Raw genomic sequence first — 22,685 nt, 5'->3', positions numbered from 1 at the left:
CTCTCAACCGTTTTCCAGGAGAACCACATGACGATCACCCTCCGCTCGGGAAGCGTCGTGATGTTCACCGGCGACTCCATCACCGACTGCGGGCGGCTGGACAGCGACGAGGGCCTCGGGTCCGGCTACCCGCTGCGCATCGCGGGGGAGTGGCGCGCCGACCTGGACCCGAAGATCCAGGTCGTGCGCCGGCTCGCCCGCGAGTACGGCGCGCAGCTGCTCGCCGCGGACGGCATGTTCGCCGAGCTGGCCGCGACGACCGGGCCTGAGCACTGGGCCGTGGACGGCGTGCACCCGACGCCGGCCGGTCACGCGGCGCTCGCGGCGGCCTGGCTGCGTCTGGTCGCGTGACCCGGGCCTGCGGGCGTCAGGTGGTCGGGGTCACGGGGATGCACACGGCGTAGACCGTGTAGGTGCCCGTGGTGCCCGCCGGGTTGTTGAACGACACCGTCCAGGCGTTCTCGGCGGATGGGAAGGACTCGTACACCTGGACGGTGAGGTTGTTGCCGCCGAGGGGCGTCACCAGTCCGCCGCCCGTGATGACGGTTCCCGCCGGGCAGGTGGCGCTTCCGGTGTTGAGCCCGGGCGTCAGCGTGTGCGGGGTCCGGATGATCTGGGTCGGCTCGGTCGGCTCGGTCGGCCCGGGAGGTCCGGGCGGGCCGGGGCGTCCCGGCGGGCAGGCGTGCGGGCAGGGGCCCTTTCCGTCACCGTCGCCGCCGGCCGCCGCGTGGGCCGTCGACACGGCTCCCATCAGCAGCGCGGCGGCCAGCGCCGGTACGGCGGCACACCGTAGAAGGGCTGTGCGTCTCATTGCGTCCTCCGTGGACTGTTCGCCTCCTGGCGCTCGATGCACGTCACGCGCCAGGAAGAAGGCTTGGGCATGGCGAATCCGCCCAGAAAGGCCGCATCGTGGATGCGCAGCGTCCACGGGCCGTCCGGCGAGAGCGAACCACTGGGCTGATCAGTCCCTTATGGCTCATTCCGGGCGCATGTCGCGCAGAGTGACGAAATGTTTACGCAGTCGGCTGAGGTGAGAGCGCGAATCAGGCCGCAGGCGTGGTCGCGCGCACGAAGTCCGTCACCGGAGTCGGTGTGATCTGCGGGTACCGGTCGTTGTCGAGGGCGGCGAACTTCCCCTTCCCCGTCACCATGCACCACTGGTACTGGAGAGCGACGTAGTCGAACGGGTTCCGGGTTCGGGCGGCTTGGCGTTCGATCTCCGCGCGCAGCTCGTCGGCGGTGCCGAGGTGCCGCAGCTCCAGAGTGCGGCCCGAGCCGCGCTGGACGGCCTCGTGGAACTGCCGCATGGACAGCACGTCACCGGCGAAACGCAGCGTGCCGGTGGCCTGCCGGTCCAGGGCGACGGCGGCGGTGTAGGCGGCGGTGTCGGACACCGAGGTCAGGTCGAGCGGCTGATCGGGGTCGCCCCAGTGCGACAAAGTGCCCCGATGCCAGTCGACCAGGCCCATGAAACCGACCATCACCTCGTAGAACGCTCCGTTGAGCACGGAGATCACCTCAAGGCCGGCGTCGGCGTACGCGGCGGCGGCACGGCGACGCCAGTCGGTCATGACGTTGTCGCCGTCGTCGAGCTTGGTCAGGTCGATGGCGAAGTCGGAGGGGATGAACCGGCGGGCGCCGGCCTTCGCGGCGGCGCGCGCCAGGTTGGCCTGGCCGTCCACGATCACGTCGGGGCCGCCTTGCACGACCGAGACGACGGTGACGGCGTCGCCGACGGCCTCGGCCAGCACCTCGGCCGGGTCGGTGACGTCGCCTTCCGCCACCTCCACGCCGCGCGACCGCAGCGCTGCGAGCGCGGCCTGCTTGCTCGCGTCGGCGCCGGGCCGGACCAGGGCGCGGACGGCGGCGCCCTGGTCGAGAAGGGAGCTGACGATCTGACGGCCGAGCAGTCCGGTGGCGCCGGCCACGAAGACCTTCGAGGCAGTGGGCACGATCACTGGCTCCTTTCGAGAGCGAATCGGTGTTTCGCCCAGGCCCGTAACGGCTCTTCGGGCGTCATGGCGTCCGTGCTGGACTCAGGAAGGAGAAGGAGCTTGCCGGCTGGTGGCGGCAATTTCCGCAGCGCGGCAGCGAGCCTGACGCTGTGTTTTCGTTCTATCGGCGACGCGGGGTCATGCGCCCTTTTTGATCGCCTCGGCGAAGGCGGCGAGACCGTCGGCCAGATGCTCGATGTCGGACGGTTCCCAGCCCTCCATGAGCGCGGCGACGGCGGTCGTCCGGGCCTTCCAGAGTTCGCGGATGGCGAGCTTGCCCTCGCGCGTGACGCTCACCAGCCTGGCCCGGGCGTCGTCCGGGTCGGGCTGCCGCTCGATGAACCCGCGCGACTCCAGGCGTTTGGCGGGGGGCGAGAGCGTGGACTTGTCCACCTCCATCAGTTCGGCCAGCACCGACAACCGCACGGGGGCGTGCAGGGAGATCTGCGCGAGCAGGGTGTAGTCGCCCAGCGACAACTCCAGCCCGGAGGCGGCCATGATCCGTCGCCGCGTCGTCGGGGCGAACATCCAGTTGCCCACGGTGGCCAGCGCCGCCGCCACCCGATCGGTGGCCTCGCGCAGCCGGACATCGCCGTTCTCCGCCGTTCCTGACACCCCGGCCCCCTCCCATCATTAGTTGGTTGGCTCAAACCAACCATAGGGAAGGGTGGCGGTTCATGCAAGTGCATTCACCGTGCCGGTCGAGGCGAGAATCGTGGTGGCGGCCACCGGTGCGGCGACCGTGCACGACCTGGTCAACGGCAGGAGTTTCCCGGGATGGCGAGGACTTTACGGCTGGCGGTCGCGCAGAGCACGGTGCCCGAGGACCCCACCGATCCCGGCGCGCTGCGGGCGAGTGGCGCGCAGGTGCACGGCCTGATGCGGGAGGCGAGCGCGGCCGGGGCGCGGCTGGTGCAGTTCCCGGAGGGGGCGCTCACATATCCGAGCAAGCACGTGATGTGCTCGGGGCCGTCCGGGACGCCGAGCGCGGCCGACTGGAGCCGGGTCCGCTGGGACGTGCTGCACGAGGAGGCCGAGTCGATCGCCGACCTGGCAGGACGACTCGGGCTCTGGGTGGCCTTCGGCTCGATCCACCCGCTGACCCCGCCGAACCGGCCGCACAACAGCCTGTACGTGGTCTCCGACCAGGGCCGGCCGGTCACGCGCTACGACAAGCGGTTCTTGTCGAACACCGAGGTGTCGTTCCTGTACGCGCCCGGTTCGTCCCCGGTCGTCTTCGAGATCGACGGCATCCGGTTCGGGTGCGCCCTGTGCATCGAGGCCGAGTTCCCCGAGGTGTTCGCCGAGTACGAGCGCCTGGAGGTGGACTGCGTGCTGCTGTCGGTGATGGTCGACGACTCGGCGCGAGCGGTCGTCGCGCAGGCGTACGGGAGGCTGTACGGCTACTGGCTCGGGTACTCCGTCCCGGCGCAGTTCAGCGCGACCGTCCCGTCAGGGGTCGTCGCGCCGGGCGGCCGCTGGCTCGCACGCTGTCCGGCAGACGGCCGACCGGCCCTGGCCGTGGCAGATCTCGACCTGGACGCGACGGACGCCGACATCGACGTGTCGGTCCGCCTGGCCCGGCCCTGGCGACGCCTGGCACGCGCCGGACTCTATGACGATCACCTGGTGCCGGAGGATCCCCGCAGCGGGACCCGCACGGCCTTCTGACCGTCGTCACGCCCACCCGGCGACCCAATGTGCGGCTGTCACCGCGACCCGGGAGACGATCTGTCGACGGCGTCGAGAAACCGGGTGCCCCAGTCTCTGAGGTGATCGACGAACTCCGGCGATTCCAGCACCTCGAACTCCGCGCCGATGTTGCCCAGGGCCTGCGTGGGCCAGTCCAGGCTGGTGGAGGTCATCGTGAGCCGGCATCGATCGGGGGCGACCGGTTCGATCTCACCCCATTGGCCGGCCCTCCGGCGTACCTGTTCCGCAGGTGCGTGAACCAGCGCGACGACGGTCCTGGCGGCGGGGACCTGGGCCGCGGTGCGGACGAACGCGGCGGCGTCCCCGCCGGGCAGCGGCCGTGGCAGGAAGGAGGCGCCGGTGTTGCGTGGCTGGGCCAGCCGGTCGAGGCGGAAGCTGCGCCAGTCGTGCCTGGTCAGGTCGTAGGCCACCAGATACCAGCGGCCCCCGAGCGCGACGAGGCGATGGGGCTCCACTTCGCGTTCGGTGCGCGCGCCGGCGCGTGCGACGTAGTCGAAGCGCAGCCGTTCCTGGTCCCGGCAGGACTGGGCGATCATCGTCAGCACCTCCGCCGGGATCACCGGCCCGGCCGAGGCCGCCGAGACGGTCATCGCGCGCAGCGCGTTCACCCGGGCCCGCAGGCGGGGCGGCAGGACCTGCACCACCTTGGTCAGCGCGCGCACCGCGGCCTCCTCCAGCCCCGCGATGCCGCTCTGCGCCGCGTCTCCCATGCCGACCGCCAGCGCGACCCCTTCTTCGTCGTCGAGCAGCAACGGCGGCAGCACGGCCCCGGGCGCCAGCTGGTAGCCGCCGTCGGTGCCTCGGGAGGCATGCACGGGATAGCCCAGCTCGCGCAGGCGATCGACATCGCGGCGAAGTGTGCGTTCCGACACGCCGAGCCGCTCGGCCAGATCGGCGCCCGGCCAGTGGCGGTGCGTCTGCAGCAACGACAGCAGGGTGAGGGTGCGGGAACTGGTGTTGGCCATATCGCCATTATCTGTGTACTTCCGGTCAGAAACTGGCCGGAAGCCTCCCTAGAGTGGTCAGCATGATCACTCAAGAGGTTCAGTTGACCGCCCAGATCGCCGCCGTCCCGGGCCCCGAGCACTTCACCGTCGCTCCGGCCGAGATCGAGGGGGAGGTCGTGGTCCGTACCGACTATCTGGGGCTGGCCGCCACCTATCTCGAACTCATGCGCGCCGACTGCCACCTTCCGATCCCGGCCTGGCAGCCCGGCCGGCGGGTGGGCGTCATGGCGATCGGCACCGTGCTGCGCTCGGCGAGCCCTGACCTGCGGGAGGGCGACCTGGTCCAGTCGATGAGCGGCTGGAGCACGCACTCGGCGGGACCGGCGGCCTCCTACGTCAAGCTCGACCCGGACGCCTATCCCGACCCGACCTACCACCTGGCCCAGGGCCCGACCGCCTACCACGGCGTCGCGGACGTGGCCAAGGTCGGCGAGGGCGACGTCGTCTTCGTCTCCGGCGCGGCCGGCGGTGTCGGCTCGCTGGCCGGGCAGATCGCCCGCAACCTGGGCGCCAGGAAGGTGATCGGCAGCGCGGGCAGCCAGGCCAAGGCCGACTACCTCGTGGACGAACTCGGCTTCGACGCCGCCTTCGACTACCACCACGACCCGGTCGCCGCGCTCAAGGAGCTGGCCCCGGAGGGCATCACCGTCTTCTTCGACACCGTCGGCGGCGCGTTGTACGACGCCGCGCTCGCAGTCGCCGCGCCCGGCGCCAGGTTCGCCCTGTGCGGATCGTTGTCCACCCAGCTCGGCGCCGCCGCCGACCGCTTCCCCGCGCCCGATCGCGACGCCGCCCTGGCCAGGGACGTCGAGCTGCTGCCGTTCTCCTGCCACCACACCCCCGACCAGATCGCCGCCTGGCACCGCCACTTCCGCACAGCGCTCGACCAGGGCCGGTTCGTCTACCCGCGGACCGTCGTCGAGACCGGCATCGACGGCGTCCCCGGCGCGTTCCTGGCCCTGCTGCGCGGCGAGTACCGCGGCAACGTCTCGGTGCGGTTGGTATGACCGTCCTGTCCCGCCGGGCGCTCAACCGGGCCCTGCTCCAGCGGCAGTTCCTGCTGGAGCGGACCGACCTGACGGCCCTGGAAGTGATCGGCCGCCTGGTCGCCATGCAGGCGCAGGAGCCGAACTGGCCCTACGTCGGCCTGTGGGCCCGCATCCGCGACTTCACCCACGCCGACCTCACCGCCCTGCTCGCCCAGGGACGGGTCGTCCGGTCCGGTTTCCTGCGCAGCACGATGCACCTCGCCGCAGCCGACGACTTCCGTCGGCTGCGGCCGGTGCTGCAGCCCGTCCTGAACCGCACCGCCGACTCGGCGCACTTCCGGCGCAACAACGCCGGACTCGACCCCGAAACGTTGGTGGCCGAGGGACGCGCCCTGCTGCGGACCGGGCCGCTGCCCAGGAAGGAGCTCGCCGGGCGCCTCGCGTCCCTCCATCCGGGCCGCGACAGCCGAGTCCTGGCAGGTGAGGTCGAGCTGCGCACCCCGCTCGTCCACGATCCGGCCACCGCATCCTGGGGCGGGTGGGGGACCCGCTCAGCGATCACCGTCAGCGCCGCGCCGGTCGAGGCCCCGCAACCCGCCGCGCTCCGCGACCTGGTCCGCCGCTACCTGGCCGCCTTCGGGCCCGCCACCGTGGCGGACGTCCAGGCGTGGTGCGGGCTGACCCGGCTGGACCAGATCGTCTCGGACATGGGCTCGGACCTGCGCCACTACACCGGCCCCGACGGCCGGCGCCTGTTCGACCTGCCCGACGTCCCGCTCCCTGACCCCGACACCCCCGCGCCGGTGCGGCTGCTGCCCGCCTACGACAACGCCCTCCTGGGCCACGCCGACCGCAGCCGCATCATCGCCGACGCCGACCGCAGGCACGTCACCCCCGGACAGGCCAGGGTCCTGCCGACCGTGCTCGTCGACGGTTACGTCCGCGGCACCTGGTCCTTCACCGCAGGCGACGTACGACTGACCCCGTTCGGCAGCTTCTCCCGGGACGAACAGCAGGCAGTGGACGACGAGATCAGCCGACTGCTGCCGTTCCTGTCGCGCCGCTGAACGCGACGACCAAGAACGGGCGTCACAGGACGGTCAGGTGGCCGTACCTGGACAGGGTGGCGGCGAGGTCGCCGGAGGTGGCGCGGAGTGTGGCGTCCAGGAAGGCGACGGTGGCGGCCGCGGTGATGCGCGGCCCGGCGGTCCGGCCGAGAGAGCCGATGAGCGCGGGCAGGGGCGGCATGAAGAGCGGCGCGTCGGTGAAGGTGAGGTGCGCCGTGCCGGGGACGGTGAGCCGGTAGCCGGTCGCCGTGCTGAGCTGGAGCACCTGCGTGAGGCGCGGGATGTAGTCCGGCGACTCGCCCGGTTCGACGTCGTGGGTGAGCGCGAGCACGGGCTGGTGGAAGGGGCGCGCGGCGGGGTCGCGGGGGAAGCCGTCCAGATCGATGACGGCCGCGAAGCGGGGGTCCTGGCGGGCGGCCTGCAGGGCGGCGGCGCCCCCGAGGGAGTGACCGGTCGCCGCGGCGCGGCGGACGTCGAGGCGTCCGCTCAGCAGGCCCGGGATCTCTCCACGGTCCAGGCGGCCGAGCTGGGTGAGGACGAAGCTGAGGTCGGCGGCTCTGACCGCCGTCCATCCGGCCGCGCGCCTGTTGTCCTCCGCCTGGTCGCCGGTGGCCGCGACGCGCGTGCGGACCGCTCGGCCGTCGGCGAGGGTGACGACGGCCGAGTCGTACGGGTGGTCGAGTGCGGCCACGACGTACCCGCGCCCGGCCAGTTCCTCGGCCCAGGCGGTGTTCTGGGTGCGCACACCTCCGAGCCCGGGCGAGAACAGCACCAAGGGGAACCGGCCCCCGCCGGCCACCGGCGCATCGGGCACCGAACGCGTGCGGGCGCGTGCCGGCTCGTCCAGCACGAAGGCGGGAAGGCCCAGGTACTCGGCCTGGCCACGGGCGACGACCTGTGCTTCGCGTGCCGTGCGGCCGAGGTACCGCGCGCGCTCGGCGTCCGGAGGGACGTCCTGCGCGGGATACCAGAGCTGGACGACCACCACCCGCTTGTCATCGGTCCTGGACGTGGCGGCTTCCGCCCGATCAGCGTCGGTCCACTGGACGACGGTGGTGCCGACGGCGTAGGCGCCCGACGGCTCGGGGAACACCGGCAGGGGCAGCGCCCACGCCGCCGTCGCGCCCGCGACGACCAGCGCCAGGCATGCCGCCGACCCCGGCAGCGCCAGCCACCATCGAGCCCGCCGCCCGGCACGCCACCCCAGCAGTGACGGCGCGGCGAACGCCAGCGCGATGCCCCCGCCTGCCAAAACGGGGAGGAGTTGCCAGCGGATCCCGAGCACGGCCAGCACGCCCGCGGACACCACGAGGGCCGCCGCACCGGCCAGGATCGACGGCCGGCGCGCTCCGGACGGCAGCCAGCGGGCCAGCACCAGCACGACGGCGGCTGCCACGGCCAGGAGTTCCACGAGGGACAGGCCGAACACGGTCACGTTCATGTGATCACGGTGTCGCAATGACCTCGGCCGGACATCGGGCCCGAGGCCGAGAGCCGCATGCGACCCCGGTATGACCGCCGCGACCTGTCTGCGACCGGAGTCGCAAGCGGCCGCGCCGCGGCGATCAGGCAGGCTGGCCGAGGAACGCCGCCCGGTTCTCCTCGGCCCAGGAGGCGAACGTCCGCGCGGGCGTGCCGGTCAGCTCCTCCACCACCGGCGTGAGCTCGATCGGACGGCCGTCGCAGCTCTGCCAGTAGTCCAGCAGGGCGTCCGCGAAGGCCGCGTTCATGTACTGCGCCATTTCGGCCGTCCACTCCTGCCTGGTGACGGGCGTGATCGCGATGTCCCGCCCGGTGACGCGGGAGAGGATCTCGATCTGGTCGGTGAACGTGAGCGACTGGGGCCCGGTAAGTGTGTACGCTCTGCCGCCGAGGTCGGGATCGGCCAGAACGGCGGCCGCGACCGCCGCGATGTCCGCCTCGTGGATGGCGTCGACGTGCGCGTTCGGGTAGGGCAGCGTGATCGGCGTCCCCGACTTGATGGCCCATGACCACGCCATCGCATTGCCGCAGAAGGTGCCCGGCCGCAGGACGGTGCTCGGCACGGGCGAGGCGGCCAGGGCGCGTTCCGGGACGAGATGCGTGGCGGCCAAGGGGTTGCTGTCGGGATCGGGCATGAGCACGGCGGCGGAGGACAGCAGCACGACATGCTCGACCCCGGCCGCCTCGGCCGCCGCGGCGAACTCCTGCGCGTGCGACGGCTCGGCGTACAGGAACACCGAGGTCACGCCTGCGAGCGCACGGTCAAAGGTGGACGGATCGCACAGGTCGCACCTGACGACGGACGGGTCGGCGGGGGCCTTGGACGCCGGTCGTACAGACAAGCCCCGCTCGCGCAGGAGGCCGATGAGAGCGGTCGCGACGGCGCCGCGAGCGCCGGTGACAAGGGTGGTCATGTCGGTGCAGATCCCTTCGCAGACTCTTCGCGACGTGAGCGCGACGCCTGTCGATAGAATGAAAGCGCGACACAGAAGTTGTGTCATGCAATGATTGCGTGACGAACATTATGAGGAGTACGGAGCCGCACGTGTCAAATCGAGCCGAGATGCTCAAGCGCATCAGCGACGAGAGTCAGCGCCACTACGCGGCCTACACGCTGTTCAACCAGGCCATGGCCGACCGGCTCGGCCTCCACCCCACCGACCTGCAATGCGTGGCCCTGCTCGATCTGGAGCAGGGGCCGATCAGCACCGGCGAGATCGCCCGCCTGGCCGGACTCACCCCCGGCTCGGCCACCCGCCTGGTCGACCGCCTGGACAAGGCGGGTCTCGTCGTGCGGCACGCCGACCCGGCCGACCGCAGGCGCGCCCTGGTCGCCCTGACCCCGGATGCCCGTGCCCGGATCGGCGCGGCTTGGGACGTTCCCGGCAGGGCGTTCGTCGAGATGCTCGACCACTACGACGACGACGCGCTCGCCCTGATCGCCGACTATCTGGAGCGGGCGGCCTCGGTGGGCCGCGCACAGGCGCAGCGCCTCACGACGTCCGCCTAGAGCGTGGCTCGAAGGCGCCCGGGCCGGCCGGTTCGGAGCATGTCCGATCCGTACAAGCCCGATGCCGATCTCGCTGAATATCGTCACGGCTGTGCGCCTCGGCGGGCGCATGAGGACGGCCGGAAATGGACCGTCCGGATCGTTGTGCCCAAGTGAGATCTGGTTGAGACGGAGTGCTCGTGAATATTGGAATCGGTCTGCCGATCGCCGTTCCCGGACGTCCTGCGCGGGAGGTCAAGCAGTGGGCGGAGGACAGTGAGCGCCTCGGCTTCCACTCCCTGGGATCCATCGACCGCCTGGTCTACGACATCCTGGACCCGCTGATCTCCCTCGGCATCGCCGCGGCGGTGACCGAGCGCGTCCAGCTGTTCACCAGCGTGCTGAACGTCGGATGGCGGGGCAACCCGATCCTGTTCGCCAAGCAGCTCGCCACCGTCGACCTGATCTCGCAGGGCCGGCTCACGGCGGGCCTGGGCATCGGGGGCTGGCCGGACGACTTCACCCTCAGCGGCGCTCCCGACAAGGGCCACGGCAAGATCTTCGACGACACCCTGACCGAGATGCGCCGCGTCTGGGACGGTGAGGTCACCAGCATCTCCGGCCCGACCCCGCTGCCCGGCGAGGGCCGTCCCAAGCTGCTCATCGGTGGCCTGATCCCCGCGGGCCATGCCCGCGCCGCCCGCTTCGGCGACGGCTGGGTGGCGCCGACGCTGAGCCTGGACCTGCTGGTGAACGGCGTCCAAGGCGTCACCGAGGCATGGGCCACGGCTGGGCGGCCCGGCAGGCCGCACATCCTCACCGGCCGCTACTTCTGCTGCGGTCCCGAGGCCGTCCAGCTCACCGACGAGTACGTGGCCCACTACTACGGGTCCAAGGAGTCGCCCTACTACGAGTCGGTCCGCGCCGACTCGCTCGACTCCGACGAGCGCCTGCTCAAGGAGCTGATCGCTCTGTCGGACGCGGGCGTCGACGACCTGGTGCTCTACCCGGTCAGCAGTTCCCTGGACCAGGTCCACCTGCTGGCAGAGGCGCTGGAGCGGGTGGGGGTCCGGCGGAACCCGACCTTCGAGTTCACCACGGGCTGACCTGGACCGAGCCAGCTGAATGACGACACGTGAGGACATGCCAGTGATCGAGCAAATCCCGCCGACGGGTGGCCCCGCTCTGACCGCCGGGGCGGTGACGGTACTCGCCGGCAGCGTCAAGGGCCCGGTCTTCCTCCCCGGCGACCCGGGGTACACCGAGGAGGCGGAGGGCTTCGACCGCTCCGTCGTACACCACCCGGCCGTCATCGTCGGCGCGGCGGGCGCCGACGACGTGGTGGCCGCGGTGCGCTTCGCCCGCGACCACGGGCTGGGCGTCGCCGTACAGGCCACCGGCCACGGTGTGGGGCCACCCGCCGACGGGGCCCTGCTCATCTCCACGCGGCGCATGGACGGCCACCGGGTCGACCCCGAGCGCCGCACCGTGCGGCTGGAGGCGGGCGTGCTGTGGCGGGAGGTCATCCAGTCCGCCGCCCGGCACGGCCTGGCCCCGCTGAACGGCTCGGCGCCGTTCGTCGGCGCCGTCTCCTACACGCTGGGCGGCGGCATCGGCGTGCTGTCCCGCCGCTACGGTTACGCCGCCGACCACGTACGCTCCATCGAGGTCGTCACCGCCGACGGCGAACCGCGCACCGCCTCGCAGGAGGAGAACACCGACCTGTTCTGGGCGCTGCGCGGCGGCAAGGGCAACTTCGGGGTGGTCACCTCACTTGAGGTGGAACTGGTGGAGGTGTCGCGGATCTACGGCGGCGGCCTGTTCTTCGCGGCCGAGTCGATCCGTGACGTGCTGCACTTCTATCGCACCTGGGTCACCGAGGCGCCCGACGAGCTCAGCTCCTCCTTCCTGATGATGCCCTGGCCCGATGTGCCCGAGGTCCCCGGGGAGTTGCGCGGGCGCTTCGCCCTGCACCTGCGCCTGAGCTACCTCGGCTCGCCGCAGGACGGCGCCCGGCTGGTCCAGCCGCTGCGCGAGATCGCCACGCCGCTGCTCGACACGGTCACCGACCTCCCGTACACCGAGGTCGGCAGCATCCACAACGATCCGCCGACGCCCGGCTCGTACCACATCGACAACTTCCAGCTCACCCACCTCGACCATGACGCCGTCGAGGCGATCCTGGCGCTGGTGGGCCCCGGGTCGAACAGCGCGGTCGGCATCGAGATCCGTCATCTCGGCGGCGCCCTCGCCCGGCCGCCGCGCCTGCCGAACGCGGTCGCGCGCACCGCCGCCCAGTTCCAGCTGTACTCCGCCGGTGTCCTCGGCATCGGCGAGGACGAGGCCGTACATGCCGGGCACGACCGGGTCGTCCAGACCCTCGCCCCCTGGAACAGCGGGATGCGCACGCTCAACTTCATGGCGGGCGTCGCCCACACCGATCCGGAGGACGTGCGGCAGGCGTTCACACCGGAGGCGTACGAGCGGCTGGTCGCCGTCAAGACGGCCCACGACCCCGGCAACATGTTCCGCTTCAACCACAACATCCCGCCGACGCCTGGCTGAAATCGTCCGCCTGCCCGAACAGCAGCGATATCCACCGGCGTCCCATACCAGTATTGGACGCCACAAGATCTGTTCTGATCTGCTGGACCGGCATCGACGTCCCTCTGGGCCGATCGGATGAGGATCTGTGCCCGTGAAAGAGCAGGTGTTCTGCCATGTCCCTCGGGCAGTCCGTCCCATCCCGCCGTGCGTTGCCTGCCGCCGCACGCGGCCGACGGACCCTCGCCTGCTGCTGACCAGCGCTCGCCCGCACAGATCCCGGCTCGCCCGTGGCCTCGGGGCTCCGGCGGCCTGTGGGCATGCGCTAGCGGGACGTCCCGTCGCGCCCGCCTCTTCCGGCGAGGCTCTGGAGCTGCCCTTCGTGCACGCTGCTCACCCACTCCCAGCCCGGCTTGGCCGACGGGCCGATCCGCGGATCGGCGGAGACGTGGCCGTTCCGCAACCCGAGCACGTACGCCCGATCCTGCGCGATCCGCGCCTTCATCTGGTCGGACCCGCCGACGGACCCATGGCCGGGGACGACGACGTCGACGCCGCCCGCCACGTCCTCCAGCAGCCGGAGCGCGGTGAGGTAGTCCTCGATCGGGTCGGCGGTGCCGTCCAGGTCGAGCATCGGAACCAGGACGTCGGACAGCATGTCGCCGGCGACGAGAACCCCGCGTTCCTCGATCAACAGCGCCGCATGGCCGGGGGCGTGTGCCTGATGCTCGATGATCCGGATCTCGGGGCCGTCCCAGGGGATCCGGGTGGTTCCGGCGGGCAGGCCGGTGATGAGGCCGAGCAGGTCCATCGGCACCTGGCCGGCGATCTCCGTCTCCAGCAGGTGGTCGGCGACGCGGGCCTTCGCGGCTTCGTCCGGCAGCTGCTCGCGGACGGTGGCCGCGCAGCGCGCCGTGCCGTAACGGGGCGCGTCGCCGAGCCGGGCGTGCCAGAGCAGGTGATCCCAGTCCGGATGGGTCGAGAACCCCGCCACCACGGGCTTGCCTGATCCGGCGAGATCGTGCGCGAGGCAGTCGAGCTCGGCGCCGGTCACCCCGGGGTCGATGAGCAGCACCCCGGCCCGGCCCCGCACCGCAACGGCGTTGCTCTGCACGAACTCGCTCTCGTGAACCCACACGCCCTCCGCGACCTGCCTCAGCACGAGCTCGCCTCCTTCGCGTCCCGGACGGCGTAGCGATGCATCGTGACGCCCTGCTCGAACGTCCGCTGCTCCAGCAGGTCGAGATCGATCGGCAGGTCGTAGTCGTCGAACAGCGGCCTGCCGAAGCCGAGGATCGCGGGGTGGGTGAAGAGCAGCAACTCGTCCAGCAGCCCCGCCCGGAGCAGCTGCGTCGCGAGCGTCGCGCCGCCCACGCCGATGCTGCCGTCGGTCTCGGCGCGCAGGGCGGCGAGCTGCTCGATCGCGTCGTCGCCGCCGATGATCCGGGTGTTGTGAGCGGCGCTGCGGCGCGTGCGGGAGACGAGCACCTTGGGCTTGGCCGTCCACATCTCGCCGTACTCATGCATGTAGTCCGGCAACGACGCGTCCTCGCTCGCCCGTGGCCAGTACTCCTCCATGACCTCGTAGTAGACCCGCCCGTGGACCATGAGCGCGAGCGCCCGCATCTGCGCGTTGGCCGCGCGGTGCAGTTCCTCGTCGACACGCAGCCATTCGCCGGCGCCGGCGTCCCCCGGAACCTGCTCGATCCGCAGGTCGAGGGAGACCTGCATCGCGTAGACGAAGCGACCCATCAGCTCCTCCTCGGAAAAAGTGATTGCAATTTGCAACTACTATAGGAGGAGCGAAAACCCTGTCAAGGAGGAGAGGAATCGTGGAACCACGGTCCGGATGCCCGATCAACGCCGCCGTCGAGGTGCTCGGAGATCGCTGGACGTTGCTCGTGCTGCGCGACGTCATCTTCCACGACCGCCGCCATTTCCGGGCGCTGCTCACCGGGTCGATCGAGGGCATCGCCTCGAACATCCTCGCCGACCGCCTCGTGCGGCTCGTCGAGGCGGGGATCCTCGCCCGCGGCACCGCCGCGCGAGGTCAGCGCGCCCGCTACAGCCTCACCGAAGCCGGCATCCGGACCCTTCCGGTCATTTACGCCCTCGGCGACTGGGGCCTCGACTGGCGTCCGGGCAGCGACGACCTCCGGAGCCGGCAGCAGGCCATGCGGGACGGGGGCCCGGCGTTCATCGAGGAGCTGATGGACGAGCTGCGCGTGCGCCACCTCGGCGCCCCGCCGAAGCCCCACGACGGCCCCGGCCCGTTCGAACGCCTCGACGCCGCCCGCGCCGCGGCCGCCCCGCAAGAACACGTCGATCAACGGTGACGGCACCCCCTCGACAACCGCTGGTGAACCGGGACAATCGCCTGTCGTGATCGGTGTCTGCGGCTTCGAGCCGACCTTTCTCGTCGGGCTCGAAGCCGTCCGCGAGCACCACGGGCCGCGCCTGGCCGCGCTTGCCGGTCGGCGGCTGAGTGGCTTCGCGCTCGTACGTTTCGTCACGGCCCCGGTCACCGGCTGGGAGGAGGACGAGCTCACCCCGGCGTGGTCCAGCGCCGACGAGCGGCTGGAGTCGTTCGTCGGCCAGGAACTGCGCGAGGTTGCCCTGCTCGAGTGGCGGCCTTCACGTCCCGACGTGGCGGCCGGCACCCTCGCGGTGGAGTTCGCCTTCGGCACGGGACGCTTCCACATCGCCAACGCCCTCGACGAGAACAGCATCGAGGTCGGCGACGCCCATCCGGAATGGGTGCGGCACCGGCTGGGCCGCGGCGCGCAGCCGTCCTAGGTCGGATGCCGGAACGTCCGCGTCCATGCACGGGGGCAAGATCAGCCGTTCGGCCGAGCGGGTTGTGGACTCGTAGCCGATGTCGGCCTTGCCCCGGAACCGCAAGATCAACCGCATGGCACTCGACAAGCCCAGAAGGCCCGTACTCGTGGCCGCCGTAGCCGGGGTGCTCGCCCTCACGGCCTCCCTCGCCTGGACACCCGCCGCTGCCGCGGCACCCGGTACGCCCTATCTCCCGAAGCCGACCGGCCCGCACCGGGTCGGCACGACGGACCTGCACCTGACCGACGCCTCCCGTCCCGACCCGTGGGTCCCCGCGGCCAGGACGAGGGAGCTCATGGTCTCCCTGTGGTACCCGACGGCGGCGCAGGCCGGACGGCGGGCGCCGTACGTCACCCCCAAGGAGTCGGAGCTGCTCCTGAAGGGATCGGGGATCAAGGAACTGGAGAGCATTCCGCCGGACGGGCTGAGCCGCACCCGTACGAACGCCCTCGAAGACGCCGAGCCCTCGGGACGCCGGCGCGGCCTGCCGCTCGTGGTGCTGTCGCCCGGCTTCACCTGGCCGCGCAGTTCGCTCACGGGTCTGGCCGAGGACCTGGCGAGCCGGGGGTACGTGGTGGCCGGCATCGACCACACCTACGAGAACTTCGCCACCACCTTCCCTGACGGGCGGATCGCCACCTGCGCCGCCTGCGCGAACGTCGACGACGACGACTTCGGCCAGAGGGTGATCAGAAGCCGGGCGATCGACACGCGCTTCGTGCTCGACCGGTTGACCGGGTCGCGGCCCGCGTGGAAGGGCGGCGCCCTGATCGATCCGGCCCGGATCGCGATGGCGGGCCAGTCCATCGGCGGCGCCGCCGTCCCGGCGCGGCCATACTGCGATTCGTGACCCTTGAACAGGTACGTGTCCACCACCGCACCGGGCAATGGTGCTCCGGCGTCCGAACCGGCGACAACATCGTGGCCTACGACGTCGAGATCCTTCCCCCTTGGCGGGTTCCCGGCCGTCCCACGACCGATCGCTGCTTCGTGATCGCCGACGAAGGGGTGCAGATCCGGCGGCCGGTCACCTTCGTGGACGCACTCGAAGGCGCGTGGTACATCGACCTGGTCGAGGTGGAGGAGGCGAGCCCGAAGCGGCTGACGGTCCGCGACCTCTACGTGGACATCGTCGTGCCCCCGGCCGGCCCCCGCTACGAGGTCCTGGACCTCGACGAGCTCGCCGACGCGCTGCGGGACGGCGTCATCGACGCCGCCACCACGGTCAGGGTGCTGCGCGACACCCAGCGCTTCATCGACAGGCATCTGCGCAACCTGAACCAGGACCCGCCGAACTCGTGGCCGGACTTCCCGCCCGCAGCCGTGCTGGACCTGGCCGACCTGCCGCCCTTCGACGTCACACGGGGCTGAACCAAGGCGTCCCCAGCCCCGAAGCGACCGCGCCGCCACGGAGGAACCCCGCCGGCAGGCCGGTACGGCCATGGTCTACCGTGATCGCCATGAAGGCGGCTGCTCGGTATTTGTGCTGGTTGGCGTGGGCGCAGAAGGGCCGGGTCGCCTTAGGCGCGACGCTGGGCACCCTGTGGACGGTGGGCCTCACGCTCCCGCCGTACCTGCTGTCGAGGGCGATCGACGACGATCTGGCGCCCGGCTGGGTGCTGGCGCTGCTCGGCGCCGGCCTGGTCAACGCCTGGCTGGCGATGATGCGGCACCGTACGATGACCAAGATCCGGATGGACGCCAACTTCCGCACGGTGCGCGCCCTGGTGGAGCAGATCAACACGCTCGGCGCGGACCTGAACAGGCGCACCTCGGCAGGCGAGGTCGTGACGATCGGCATCGGCGACGTCATCACGATCGCCGCCGCGCTGACGGTGACCGGCCCCGGGGTGGGCGCGGTGATCAGCTACGGGGTGGTGGCGGCGCTGCTGCTGCAGGTCTCCGTGGTGCTGGCCGTGGTGGTGCTGCTCGGCGTGCCGGTGCTGGGGATCGTGCTCGGGCCGCTGCTCGGGCGGTTGATGAAGGTGCAGAACGGCTACCGCGAGAGCCAGGGCAGGCTGACCGCCCGGCTGGTGGACCTGATCGAGGGACTGCGGGTGCTCAACGCGTTCGGCGGCAAGGGCGCCTACGCCGAGCGGCACCTCGCCGACTCGGCGCGCCTGCGCGAGCAGGGGTACCGGGTGGCGTCGCTGACGAGCTGGATCGGCGCGCTGGGCGTCGGGCTGCCGGCGCTGTTCCTGGCCGCGGTGACCTGGCTGGGCGCCAGGCTGGCCGCGGAAGGCGCGATCACGGTGGGCGAGCTGGTCGGCGTGTACGGATACATCGCCATGCTGGTGGTCCCGGTGTCCTTCTTCATCGAGGGCAGCTTCCAGATCAGCCACGGCCTGGTCTCCGCCCGGCAGGTCACCCGCTTCCTCGCGCTGCGGCCCGGCGACCGGCCCCGCTCCACCGAACCGGAGATCAAGCCGGGCAGCTTCGTGGGGCTGGTCAGCGCCCGTCCCGAGGAGAGCGTGGCGCTGCTGGAGAGCCTCGGCGGGTTCGACGGCACGTCGTTGATCGCCGACCACGACGCCGCGCTGTTCACCGGTACGCTGCGCGAGGTCCTGCAGGGCCGGGGCGAGGCCGACGACGAGACCATCCGTCGCGCGGTCGCCGTCGCCGCCGCCCAGGACGTGGTCGCCGGGCTGCGCCACGGCCTGGACTCCGTGATCGAGCCGGGCGGCCGCAACCTGTCGGGCGGCCAGCGCCAGCGGGTGCGCCTGACCAGGGCGCTGGTGGCCGATCCCGAGCTGCTGCTCGCGGTGGACCCCACCTCCGCGCTGGACGCGCACACCGAATCGCTGCTCGCCCAGCGCCTTCGTACGGCGCGCGCCGGCCGCACGACGGTCGTCGCCACCACGTCGCCGCTGCTGCTCGCCCAGGCCGACGAAGTCCTCCTGATCGAGGACGGCCGGGTGTCCGCCACCGGCACCCACCGCGACCTGCTGGAATCCAGCGACGCGTACCGGACGGTGGTGTCGTGACCCGCGACCTGCCCGTCGCCGACCGCAGGCGCGTACGGCAGGCGGCCCTGCGCCTGATCCGCCGCGACGTCCCCGGGTTCACCGCCACCCTGCTCCTCAACGGCCTGGCGGCGGCCGCGGCCCTGGTCAGCCCGTGGCTGCTGGGTCGCATCATCGACACCATCTCCGCCGGCGGGGCGATCGACCTGCTCGCCGCGGTCGCCGTGGGCGGGGCGCTGCTGCAGCTCGTCCTGTCCCGATACGCCGAGCGGACCGGCACCCGCTTCAGCGAGCGCGTCCAGGAGCACATCCGGCAGGAGTTCCTCGACCGCGTGCTCGCCCTGCCCGCCGCCACCGTCGAGCACGTCCGCACCGGAGACCTGACCGCCCGCGGCACCACGGACGTCAGCGTGGTCGGGTACACCCTGCGCAACGCCGCCCCGGCCGTGCTGATCTCCTCCCTGCAGGCGCTCTTCCTCGTCGCGGCCGTCTTCCTGGTCGATCCGCTGCTGGGGGCCTGCGGCCTGGTCGCGCTCGCCGGCGTCGCGGCCGCCTCCCGCTGGTACCTGCGCCGCGCCCGCGACGCCTACCTGGAGGAGGGCGCCGCCCGCTCGGAACTGGCCGAACACCTGGCCGCGGGCGCCGCCGGCGCCCGCACGATCGAAGCCCTTGGCCTGCAGGACCGGCGCACCCGCGCCGCCGAGCGGGTGATCGAGCGCGGCCGGGTGGCCCAGCTGCGCACCCTCTTCCTGCGCGGTGTCCTCTGGCCGTCGGTGGAGGTCTCCGCCCTCCTCCCGCCGGTGCTGGTCCTGCTGCTCGGCGGCATGCTGCTGGACGGCGGCCAGGTCACCCTCGGCGCCGTCGTCTCGTGCGTGCTCTACCTGCGCCAGCTCCAGCAGCCCATCGAGACCGTCCTCATGTGGATGGAACAGCTGCAGAGCAGCGGCGCCGCCTTCGCCCGGATCGAAGGGCTCCGGCCCCCGGCGGCGCAGACCGATGTGGTCGCCCCCGAACCCCGGGACGACCACATCGTGGCGGCCGGCGTGCACTTCGCCTACGAATCGACCGGCGACGTCGTCACCGGCGTGGACCTGACCGTGCGGCCCGGCGAGCGCCTGGCCGTCGTCGGCCCCTCGGGAGCCGGCAAGTCCACGCTCGGCAAGCTGCTGGCCGGCATCGACCGGCCCCGCCTCGGCACGGTCACCGTCGGCTCGGTCCCGGTCGCCGACCTGTCGGCCGCCCAGCTGCGCAAGCACGTCGTGCTGGTCACCCAGGAGCAGCACCTGTTCCTCGGCACCGTCCGCGACAATCTCCGGCTGGCCGACCCCACGGCCGACGACAACCGGATGGAGAAGGCCCTCGCGGCGGTCGGCGCCGACTGGGTGGCCTCGCTGGACGACGAGCTCGGCCCGCATTCCTCCGGCGGCGAACTCGGCCCCGACCGGGTGCAGCAGCTCGCCCTGGCCCGGGTCATCCTGGCCGACCCGCACACCGTCATCCTCGACGAGGCCACCGCCATGCTCGACCCGCGCACGGCCCGGCGCGCCGAACGATCGCTGGCGGCGGTGCTGGACGGACGCACGGTGATCGCGATCGCGCACCGGCTGCACACGGCACGGGACGCGGATCGGGTGGTGGTGATGGAGGGCGGCCGCGTCGTGGAGGTCGGCGCGCACGACGAGCTGGTCGCGGCCGGCGGGGTCTATCAGGGGTTGTGGAACTCCTGGCACGGCTCGCGCCCTTAGCGGGCGGCGGCGCTCATCTCGGGCCAGAACTCCCGGTACCGGCCGGAGTGGAAGACCAGCGGCTCGCCCCCGGCCCGCTGGAAGCGTTCCACCGCTCCGACGAGGATGTGGTGGTCGCCGCCGTCGTGGACGCGCTCGGTGCGGCAGACGAAGCTGGCCAGCGTCCCGGCGAGGATCGGCAGCGGCGTGCCGAGCAGCTCCACCCCGGCGAACTTGTCGGCCGCGGGGGTGGCGAAGCGGCTGGACAGGTGGCCCTGGTCGGCGGCCAGGACGTTGACGGCGAACCGCCCGGCCCGCAGGAAGAGCGGCGCGCTGGGCGCCCGGTTCGACAGGCACCACAGCAGCAGCGCCGGATCGAGCGAGACCGAGGTGAGGGAGTTGACGGTCACGCCGGCCCGCTCCCCGTCGGCGGTCACCGTCGTGATCACCGCCACCCCGGTCGCGAACTGCCCGAAGGCGTCACGGAGCGATCTCATGCCGTCACCCTGCCCAGATAGGTCTCGGCACGGCCGGCGTCCATGAACCACTCGGCGTAGTCGGCCGGGTCGTCGAAGCCGTTGACGAAGCGGGAGGCGATCTCCGGGCGCTGACCGGCGGCGCCCAGCAGCGCCAGGTGGTGCGGCTCGGCCGGCGCGAGCAGGGCGTTGGTCCAGTTCGTGACGTGCTGGGCCTGCGTCCAGAACAGGTCGAAGGTCTGCCGCATCCAGTCGGCGTCGAACGGCCGGTCGCCGCGTTCCACGATGGCCCGCAGGTAGGTGGCGGCGCACTTGGCGGCGTTGTTGCTGCCCTGCCCGGTGATCGGGTCGTTGAGCACCACGACGTCGGCGACGCCGAGCACCGGCGCGCCGGAGGGCAGCACGGCCACCGGACGCCGGACCGTGGGGGCGAAACGGCCGGTCAGCACCGCGTTGGCGTCGGTGAGCTCGATGCCGGCGCAGCGCTCGGCCTCCCACGGGAAGAAGGTCTCCAGGATCCGGCGGCTGCGGGCCAGGTGCTCGGCGGGGCCGCGGACGTCGCCCCAGCAGTCCATGGGGCCGTCCGGGACGCCCTCGAACACCATGATCTCGCAGGGGCCGGTGTGCGTGAGCGCGGGGAAGACGAAGTACTCGCCCACGCCGGGCAGCAGGTTGAAGCAGACCGCCGAGTGACCGGGACGCGGGGCGAGGCCGTTGACGTAGGTGACGGCCAGCGCGCGCTGCGGGGTGGCGTAGGGGGAGCGGGCGGGGTCGCGTTCGAAGAGCGAGGCGATCTGGCCCTTGCCCGCGGCGACCAGGACCAGGTCGTACCGGGCCGCGTAGCTCTCCAGGTCGTCGGGGGTGGCGTCGTGCAGGACGAGCTTGCCGCCGAGCCGCTCGAACTCGCCCAGCCAGGCCGGCATCTTCAGCCGCTGGTCGACCGAGCGGGCGGGGACGTCCAGCCGCGCCGCCCAGTCGAGGGCCTTGCCGCCCTCCGGGCTCGGGACCGTGAGCGCGATGCCCTCGATGGGCGGGCAGACGTCGGCCCACCAGTCGAGGCCGAGCTCGCGCTCGTGGGCCTGCGCGGTGCCGAACATGGCCTGACCGGACATCACCCGGCCGTCGCGGATGGACTCGGGGGTGCGGTTGGAGACCACGGTCACGTCGTAGCCGTGCTGGAGCAGGCCGATGGCCAGGTGGAGACCGGCCTGGCCGGCGCCGACGATGAGGATGTCGCGCATGGTGGTGTCCTTCTGGTGTGGTGTGGAGGATCTGATCGGCGCCTGACAAGAACGGTACGGGCGGCGCGTGCGCCCGTGCCATCCACTGAGCGCGGATCTCATCCGCCTGACGCGGGACCTCTGCGCAACGTCTCCGACGGCGGCTGCCCGTACCTCTCGCGGTACTGGGCGGCGAATCGTCCCTGGTGCAGGAATCCCCATCGGGCGGCCACCGTGGTCACCGTGGCCCTGGCCGGGTCGGCCGTCCTGAGCTCGTCGTGCACGCGCGTCAGCCGCACCTGCCTGAGGTGGGCCATCGGGGACAGCCCGAGATGCGCGCGGAATCCCTCCTGCAGGGAGCGGCTGCTGACCGCGACGGCGCCGGCGATGTCCGTGGTGCTCAGCGGCAGGTGGGCGTGCCCTTCGATGAACTCCATCGCCCGGCGCACCACCTTCGGCAGCGCGGGCGGCCTGGGAGCGGTCAGCCGGTCCAGGTAGTTGGAGGGCTGCATGGTCAGCAGCAGGGTGATCAGGGCGTTCTCCAGATGGGCGACGGCCAGCGGGTGGCCGGCCAGCCCGTCGTCCCGCTCGGCCTCCCTGACCAGCAGGTCGGCCATGTCGCGCCAGGAGCGGGTCCAGCCGGTCGTCAGGTCCATGCCGAGGTCGAAGACGACCGGGCCGTCGAGCGGCTCGCCGAGCATCTGCTCCAGCGCGCGTTCGATCGCCGTGCGCTCGAACTTGACCAGCAACTGCGGGCAGCCGGCGGCCCAGCGCATGTCGAGGTGGCGGGTCGGCGAGGGCAGCGAGGCCAGGGACGGAGATGAGACGACCTCCTCGTCGCCGGCGCGGATCAGGCTGCGTCCGGCGAGCGGGATCATGACCAGGAAGAACGTGTCGAGGTCGCCCGGCTCGATGTGCACGTCGGCCCCGTAGTCGAGGTAACTGACGCGGACCGCGCCGAGCTGCACGGAGTTGAACCGGGCCGACAGCAGGTCCGCGTCCCCGGCCAGGTCCAGCCGGTGCGGGCAGAACACCTTGGCGACCTCGCCGCGGACCTCGTCGAGGTCGGAGCTGGCGAAGACGGCACGGTTGCTGAGGAGCACACCAGATGATCGGGCGTCCGCCCCTCGGCGTTCCAGGTAAAAGTACGTACAAGAGATCCGCCGCCTTGACCCCATA

Annotated in this window: 24 protein-coding genes; 13 read left to right on the top strand and 11 right to left on the bottom strand. The window is 71.9% G+C overall.

The window, feature by feature from the left end:
• Nucleotides 1-27: 27 nt before the first annotated feature.
• Nucleotides 28-351 (top strand): hypothetical protein, encoded by a 324-nt coding sequence (locus tag ACIBK9_RS11385; RefSeq protein WP_397157202.1) that lies wholly within the window; start codon nucleotides 28-30, stop codon nucleotides 349-351.
• A gap of 16 nt (nucleotides 352-367) precedes the next feature.
• On the opposite strand, the gene ACIBK9_RS11380 is transcribed toward ACIBK9_RS11385, so the two are convergent.
• The 3 genes from ACIBK9_RS11380 to ACIBK9_RS11370 all read right to left on the bottom strand — a co-directional run bounded on the left by ACIBK9_RS11380 (nucleotide 368) and on the right by ACIBK9_RS11370 (nucleotide 2,609).
• Nucleotides 368-811, bottom strand: a complete 444-nt coding sequence (locus tag ACIBK9_RS11380) for a hypothetical protein (RefSeq protein WP_397157200.1) — start codon at nucleotides 809-811, stop codon at nucleotides 368-370.
• 232 nt (nucleotides 812-1,043) lie between these two features.
• Nucleotides 1,044-1,952, bottom strand: coding sequence for an NmrA family NAD(P)-binding protein (locus ACIBK9_RS11375; protein WP_397157198.1), 909 nt, complete (start codon nucleotides 1,950-1,952; stop codon nucleotides 1,044-1,046).
• A gap of 180 nt (nucleotides 1,953-2,132) precedes the next feature.
• Nucleotides 2,133-2,609: a MarR family winged helix-turn-helix transcriptional regulator gene (locus ACIBK9_RS11370; protein ID WP_397157196.1), complete on the bottom strand. Its 477-nt coding sequence runs from the start codon at nucleotides 2,607-2,609 to the stop codon at nucleotides 2,133-2,135.
• A 162-nt stretch (nucleotides 2,610-2,771) separates the two neighbouring features.
• Between ACIBK9_RS11370 and ACIBK9_RS11365 the strand changes: the two genes are divergently transcribed.
• A complete protein-coding gene (locus ACIBK9_RS11365; RefSeq protein ID WP_397157194.1) occupies nucleotides 2,772-3,665 on the top strand; it encodes a carbon-nitrogen hydrolase family protein in 894 nt (297 codons plus the stop codon).
• 38 nt (nucleotides 3,666-3,703) lie between these two features.
• On the opposite strand, the gene ACIBK9_RS11360 is transcribed toward ACIBK9_RS11365, so the two are convergent.
• Nucleotides 3,704-4,672 (bottom strand): helix-turn-helix transcriptional regulator, encoded by a 969-nt coding sequence (locus tag ACIBK9_RS11360; RefSeq protein ID WP_397157192.1) that lies wholly within the window; start codon nucleotides 4,670-4,672, stop codon nucleotides 3,704-3,706.
• Between the two features lie 62 nt (nucleotides 4,673-4,734).
• On the opposite strand from ACIBK9_RS11360, the gene ACIBK9_RS11355 reads away from it, so the two are divergent.
• Both ACIBK9_RS11355 and ACIBK9_RS11350 read left to right on the top strand, forming a co-directional pair.
• Nucleotides 4,735-5,721, top strand: coding sequence for a zinc-binding dehydrogenase (locus ACIBK9_RS11355; RefSeq protein WP_397157190.1), 987 nt, complete (start codon nucleotides 4,735-4,737; stop codon nucleotides 5,719-5,721).
• Nucleotides 5,718-6,770: a winged helix DNA-binding domain-containing protein gene (locus ACIBK9_RS11350; protein ID WP_397157189.1), complete on the top strand. Its 1,053-nt coding sequence runs from the start codon at nucleotides 5,718-5,720 to the stop codon at nucleotides 6,768-6,770. Before ACIBK9_RS11355 ends, ACIBK9_RS11350 begins: the two co-directional genes overlap by 4 nt.
• A gap of 22 nt (nucleotides 6,771-6,792) precedes the next feature.
• On the opposite strand, the gene ACIBK9_RS11345 is transcribed toward ACIBK9_RS11350, so the two are convergent.
• Together ACIBK9_RS11345 and ACIBK9_RS11340 are read right to left on the bottom strand one after the other, a co-directional pair.
• Nucleotides 6,793-8,211, bottom strand: a complete 1,419-nt coding sequence (locus ACIBK9_RS11345; protein ID WP_397157187.1) for an alpha/beta hydrolase family protein — start codon at nucleotides 8,209-8,211, stop codon at nucleotides 6,793-6,795.
• A gap of 124 nt (nucleotides 8,212-8,335) precedes the next feature.
• The gene (locus ACIBK9_RS11340; protein WP_397157185.1) at nucleotides 8,336-9,166 is read right to left on the bottom strand and encodes an NAD(P)H-binding protein; all 831 of its coding nucleotides are present in this window, start codon (nucleotides 9,164-9,166) and stop codon (nucleotides 8,336-8,338) included.
• Nucleotides 9,167-9,297: 131 nt separating this feature from the next.
• On the opposite strand from ACIBK9_RS11340, the gene ACIBK9_RS11335 reads away from it, so the two are divergent.
• From ACIBK9_RS11335 to ACIBK9_RS11325, 3 genes are all read left to right on the top strand, one after another.
• The gene (locus ACIBK9_RS11335) at nucleotides 9,298-9,762 is read left to right on the top strand and encodes a MarR family winged helix-turn-helix transcriptional regulator (RefSeq protein WP_397157183.1); all 465 of its coding nucleotides are present in this window, start codon (nucleotides 9,298-9,300) and stop codon (nucleotides 9,760-9,762) included.
• Nucleotides 9,763-9,941: 179 nt separating this feature from the next.
• Entirely contained in the window at nucleotides 9,942-10,847 is a 906-nt protein-coding gene (locus ACIBK9_RS11330; RefSeq protein WP_397157181.1) for an LLM class flavin-dependent oxidoreductase, read from the top strand.
• A gap of 43 nt (nucleotides 10,848-10,890) precedes the next feature.
• On the top strand, nucleotides 10,891-12,306 hold the full coding sequence (locus ACIBK9_RS11325; RefSeq protein WP_397157179.1) for an FAD-binding oxidoreductase: 1,416 nt from the start codon (nucleotides 10,891-10,893) through the stop codon (nucleotides 12,304-12,306).
• A gap of 304 nt (nucleotides 12,307-12,610) precedes the next feature.
• Here the strand turns inward: ACIBK9_RS11325 and ACIBK9_RS11320 are convergent, their stop codons facing one another.
• Nucleotides 12,611-13,447 carry an MBL fold metallo-hydrolase gene (locus tag ACIBK9_RS11320; RefSeq protein WP_397157177.1) on the bottom strand — a complete coding sequence of 279 codons (837 nt, stop codon included), beginning with the start codon at nucleotides 13,445-13,447 and terminating at the stop codon, nucleotides 12,611-12,613.
• Nucleotides 13,441-14,037, bottom strand: a complete 597-nt coding sequence (locus tag ACIBK9_RS11315; RefSeq protein ID WP_397157175.1) for a dihydrofolate reductase family protein — start codon at nucleotides 14,035-14,037, stop codon at nucleotides 13,441-13,443. The genes ACIBK9_RS11320 and ACIBK9_RS11315 overlap by 7 nt, the downstream gene beginning before the upstream one ends.
• 80 nt (nucleotides 14,038-14,117) lie before the next feature.
• Between ACIBK9_RS11315 and ACIBK9_RS11310 the strand changes: the two genes are divergently transcribed.
• From ACIBK9_RS11310 to ACIBK9_RS11285, 6 genes are all read left to right on the top strand, one after another.
• Nucleotides 14,118-14,621: a winged helix-turn-helix transcriptional regulator gene (locus tag ACIBK9_RS11310; RefSeq protein ID WP_397157173.1), complete on the top strand. Its 504-nt coding sequence runs from the start codon at nucleotides 14,118-14,120 to the stop codon at nucleotides 14,619-14,621.
• Between the two features lie 46 nt (nucleotides 14,622-14,667).
• Complete coding sequence (locus ACIBK9_RS11305) at nucleotides 14,668-15,081, top strand: hypothetical protein (protein WP_397157171.1); 414 nt, start codon at nucleotides 14,668-14,670, stop codon at nucleotides 15,079-15,081.
• 115 nt (nucleotides 15,082-15,196) lie between these two features.
• Nucleotides 15,197-15,973, top strand: coding sequence for an alpha/beta hydrolase family protein (locus ACIBK9_RS11300; protein WP_397157169.1), 777 nt, complete (start codon nucleotides 15,197-15,199; stop codon nucleotides 15,971-15,973).
• A complete protein-coding gene (locus ACIBK9_RS11295; protein WP_397157167.1) occupies nucleotides 15,970-16,494 on the top strand; it encodes a DUF402 domain-containing protein in 525 nt (174 codons plus the stop codon). The genes ACIBK9_RS11300 and ACIBK9_RS11295 overlap by 4 nt, the downstream gene beginning before the upstream one ends.
• Nucleotides 16,495-16,583: 89 nt before the next feature.
• The gene (locus tag ACIBK9_RS11290) at nucleotides 16,584-18,107 is read left to right on the top strand and encodes an ABC transporter transmembrane domain-containing protein (protein WP_397157165.1); all 1,524 of its coding nucleotides are present in this window, start codon (nucleotides 16,584-16,586) and stop codon (nucleotides 18,105-18,107) included.
• Nucleotides 18,104-19,831: an ABC transporter ATP-binding protein gene (locus ACIBK9_RS11285; protein WP_397157163.1), complete on the top strand. Its 1,728-nt coding sequence runs from the start codon at nucleotides 18,104-18,106 to the stop codon at nucleotides 19,829-19,831. Before ACIBK9_RS11290 ends, ACIBK9_RS11285 begins: the two co-directional genes overlap by 4 nt.
• On the opposite strand, the gene ACIBK9_RS11280 is transcribed toward ACIBK9_RS11285, so the two are convergent.
• The 3 genes from ACIBK9_RS11280 to ACIBK9_RS11270 all read right to left on the bottom strand — a co-directional run bounded on the left by ACIBK9_RS11280 (nucleotide 19,828) and on the right by ACIBK9_RS11270 (nucleotide 22,609).
• Nucleotides 19,828-20,307 (bottom strand): flavin reductase family protein, encoded by a 480-nt coding sequence (locus ACIBK9_RS11280; RefSeq protein ID WP_397157161.1) that lies wholly within the window; start codon nucleotides 20,305-20,307, stop codon nucleotides 19,828-19,830. The genes ACIBK9_RS11285 and ACIBK9_RS11280 overlap by 4 nt on opposite strands.
• Nucleotides 20,304-21,527 carry a styrene monooxygenase/indole monooxygenase family protein gene (locus ACIBK9_RS11275; protein ID WP_387674541.1) on the bottom strand — a complete coding sequence of 408 codons (1,224 nt, stop codon included), beginning with the start codon at nucleotides 21,525-21,527 and terminating at the stop codon, nucleotides 20,304-20,306. The genes ACIBK9_RS11280 and ACIBK9_RS11275 overlap by 4 nt, the downstream gene beginning before the upstream one ends.
• A gap of 98 nt (nucleotides 21,528-21,625) precedes the next feature.
• The gene (locus tag ACIBK9_RS11270) at nucleotides 21,626-22,609 is read right to left on the bottom strand and encodes an AraC family transcriptional regulator (protein ID WP_387674544.1); all 984 of its coding nucleotides are present in this window, start codon (nucleotides 22,607-22,609) and stop codon (nucleotides 21,626-21,628) included.
• Nucleotides 22,610-22,685: the final 76 nt, after the last annotated feature.

It is taken from the genome of Nonomuraea sp. NPDC050227 (assembly GCF_044459705.1).
Classification (GTDB): Bacteria; Actinomycetota; Actinomycetes; order Streptosporangiales; family Streptosporangiaceae; genus Nonomuraea.
This window is presented reverse-complemented; position numbering and strand designations above follow the sequence as displayed.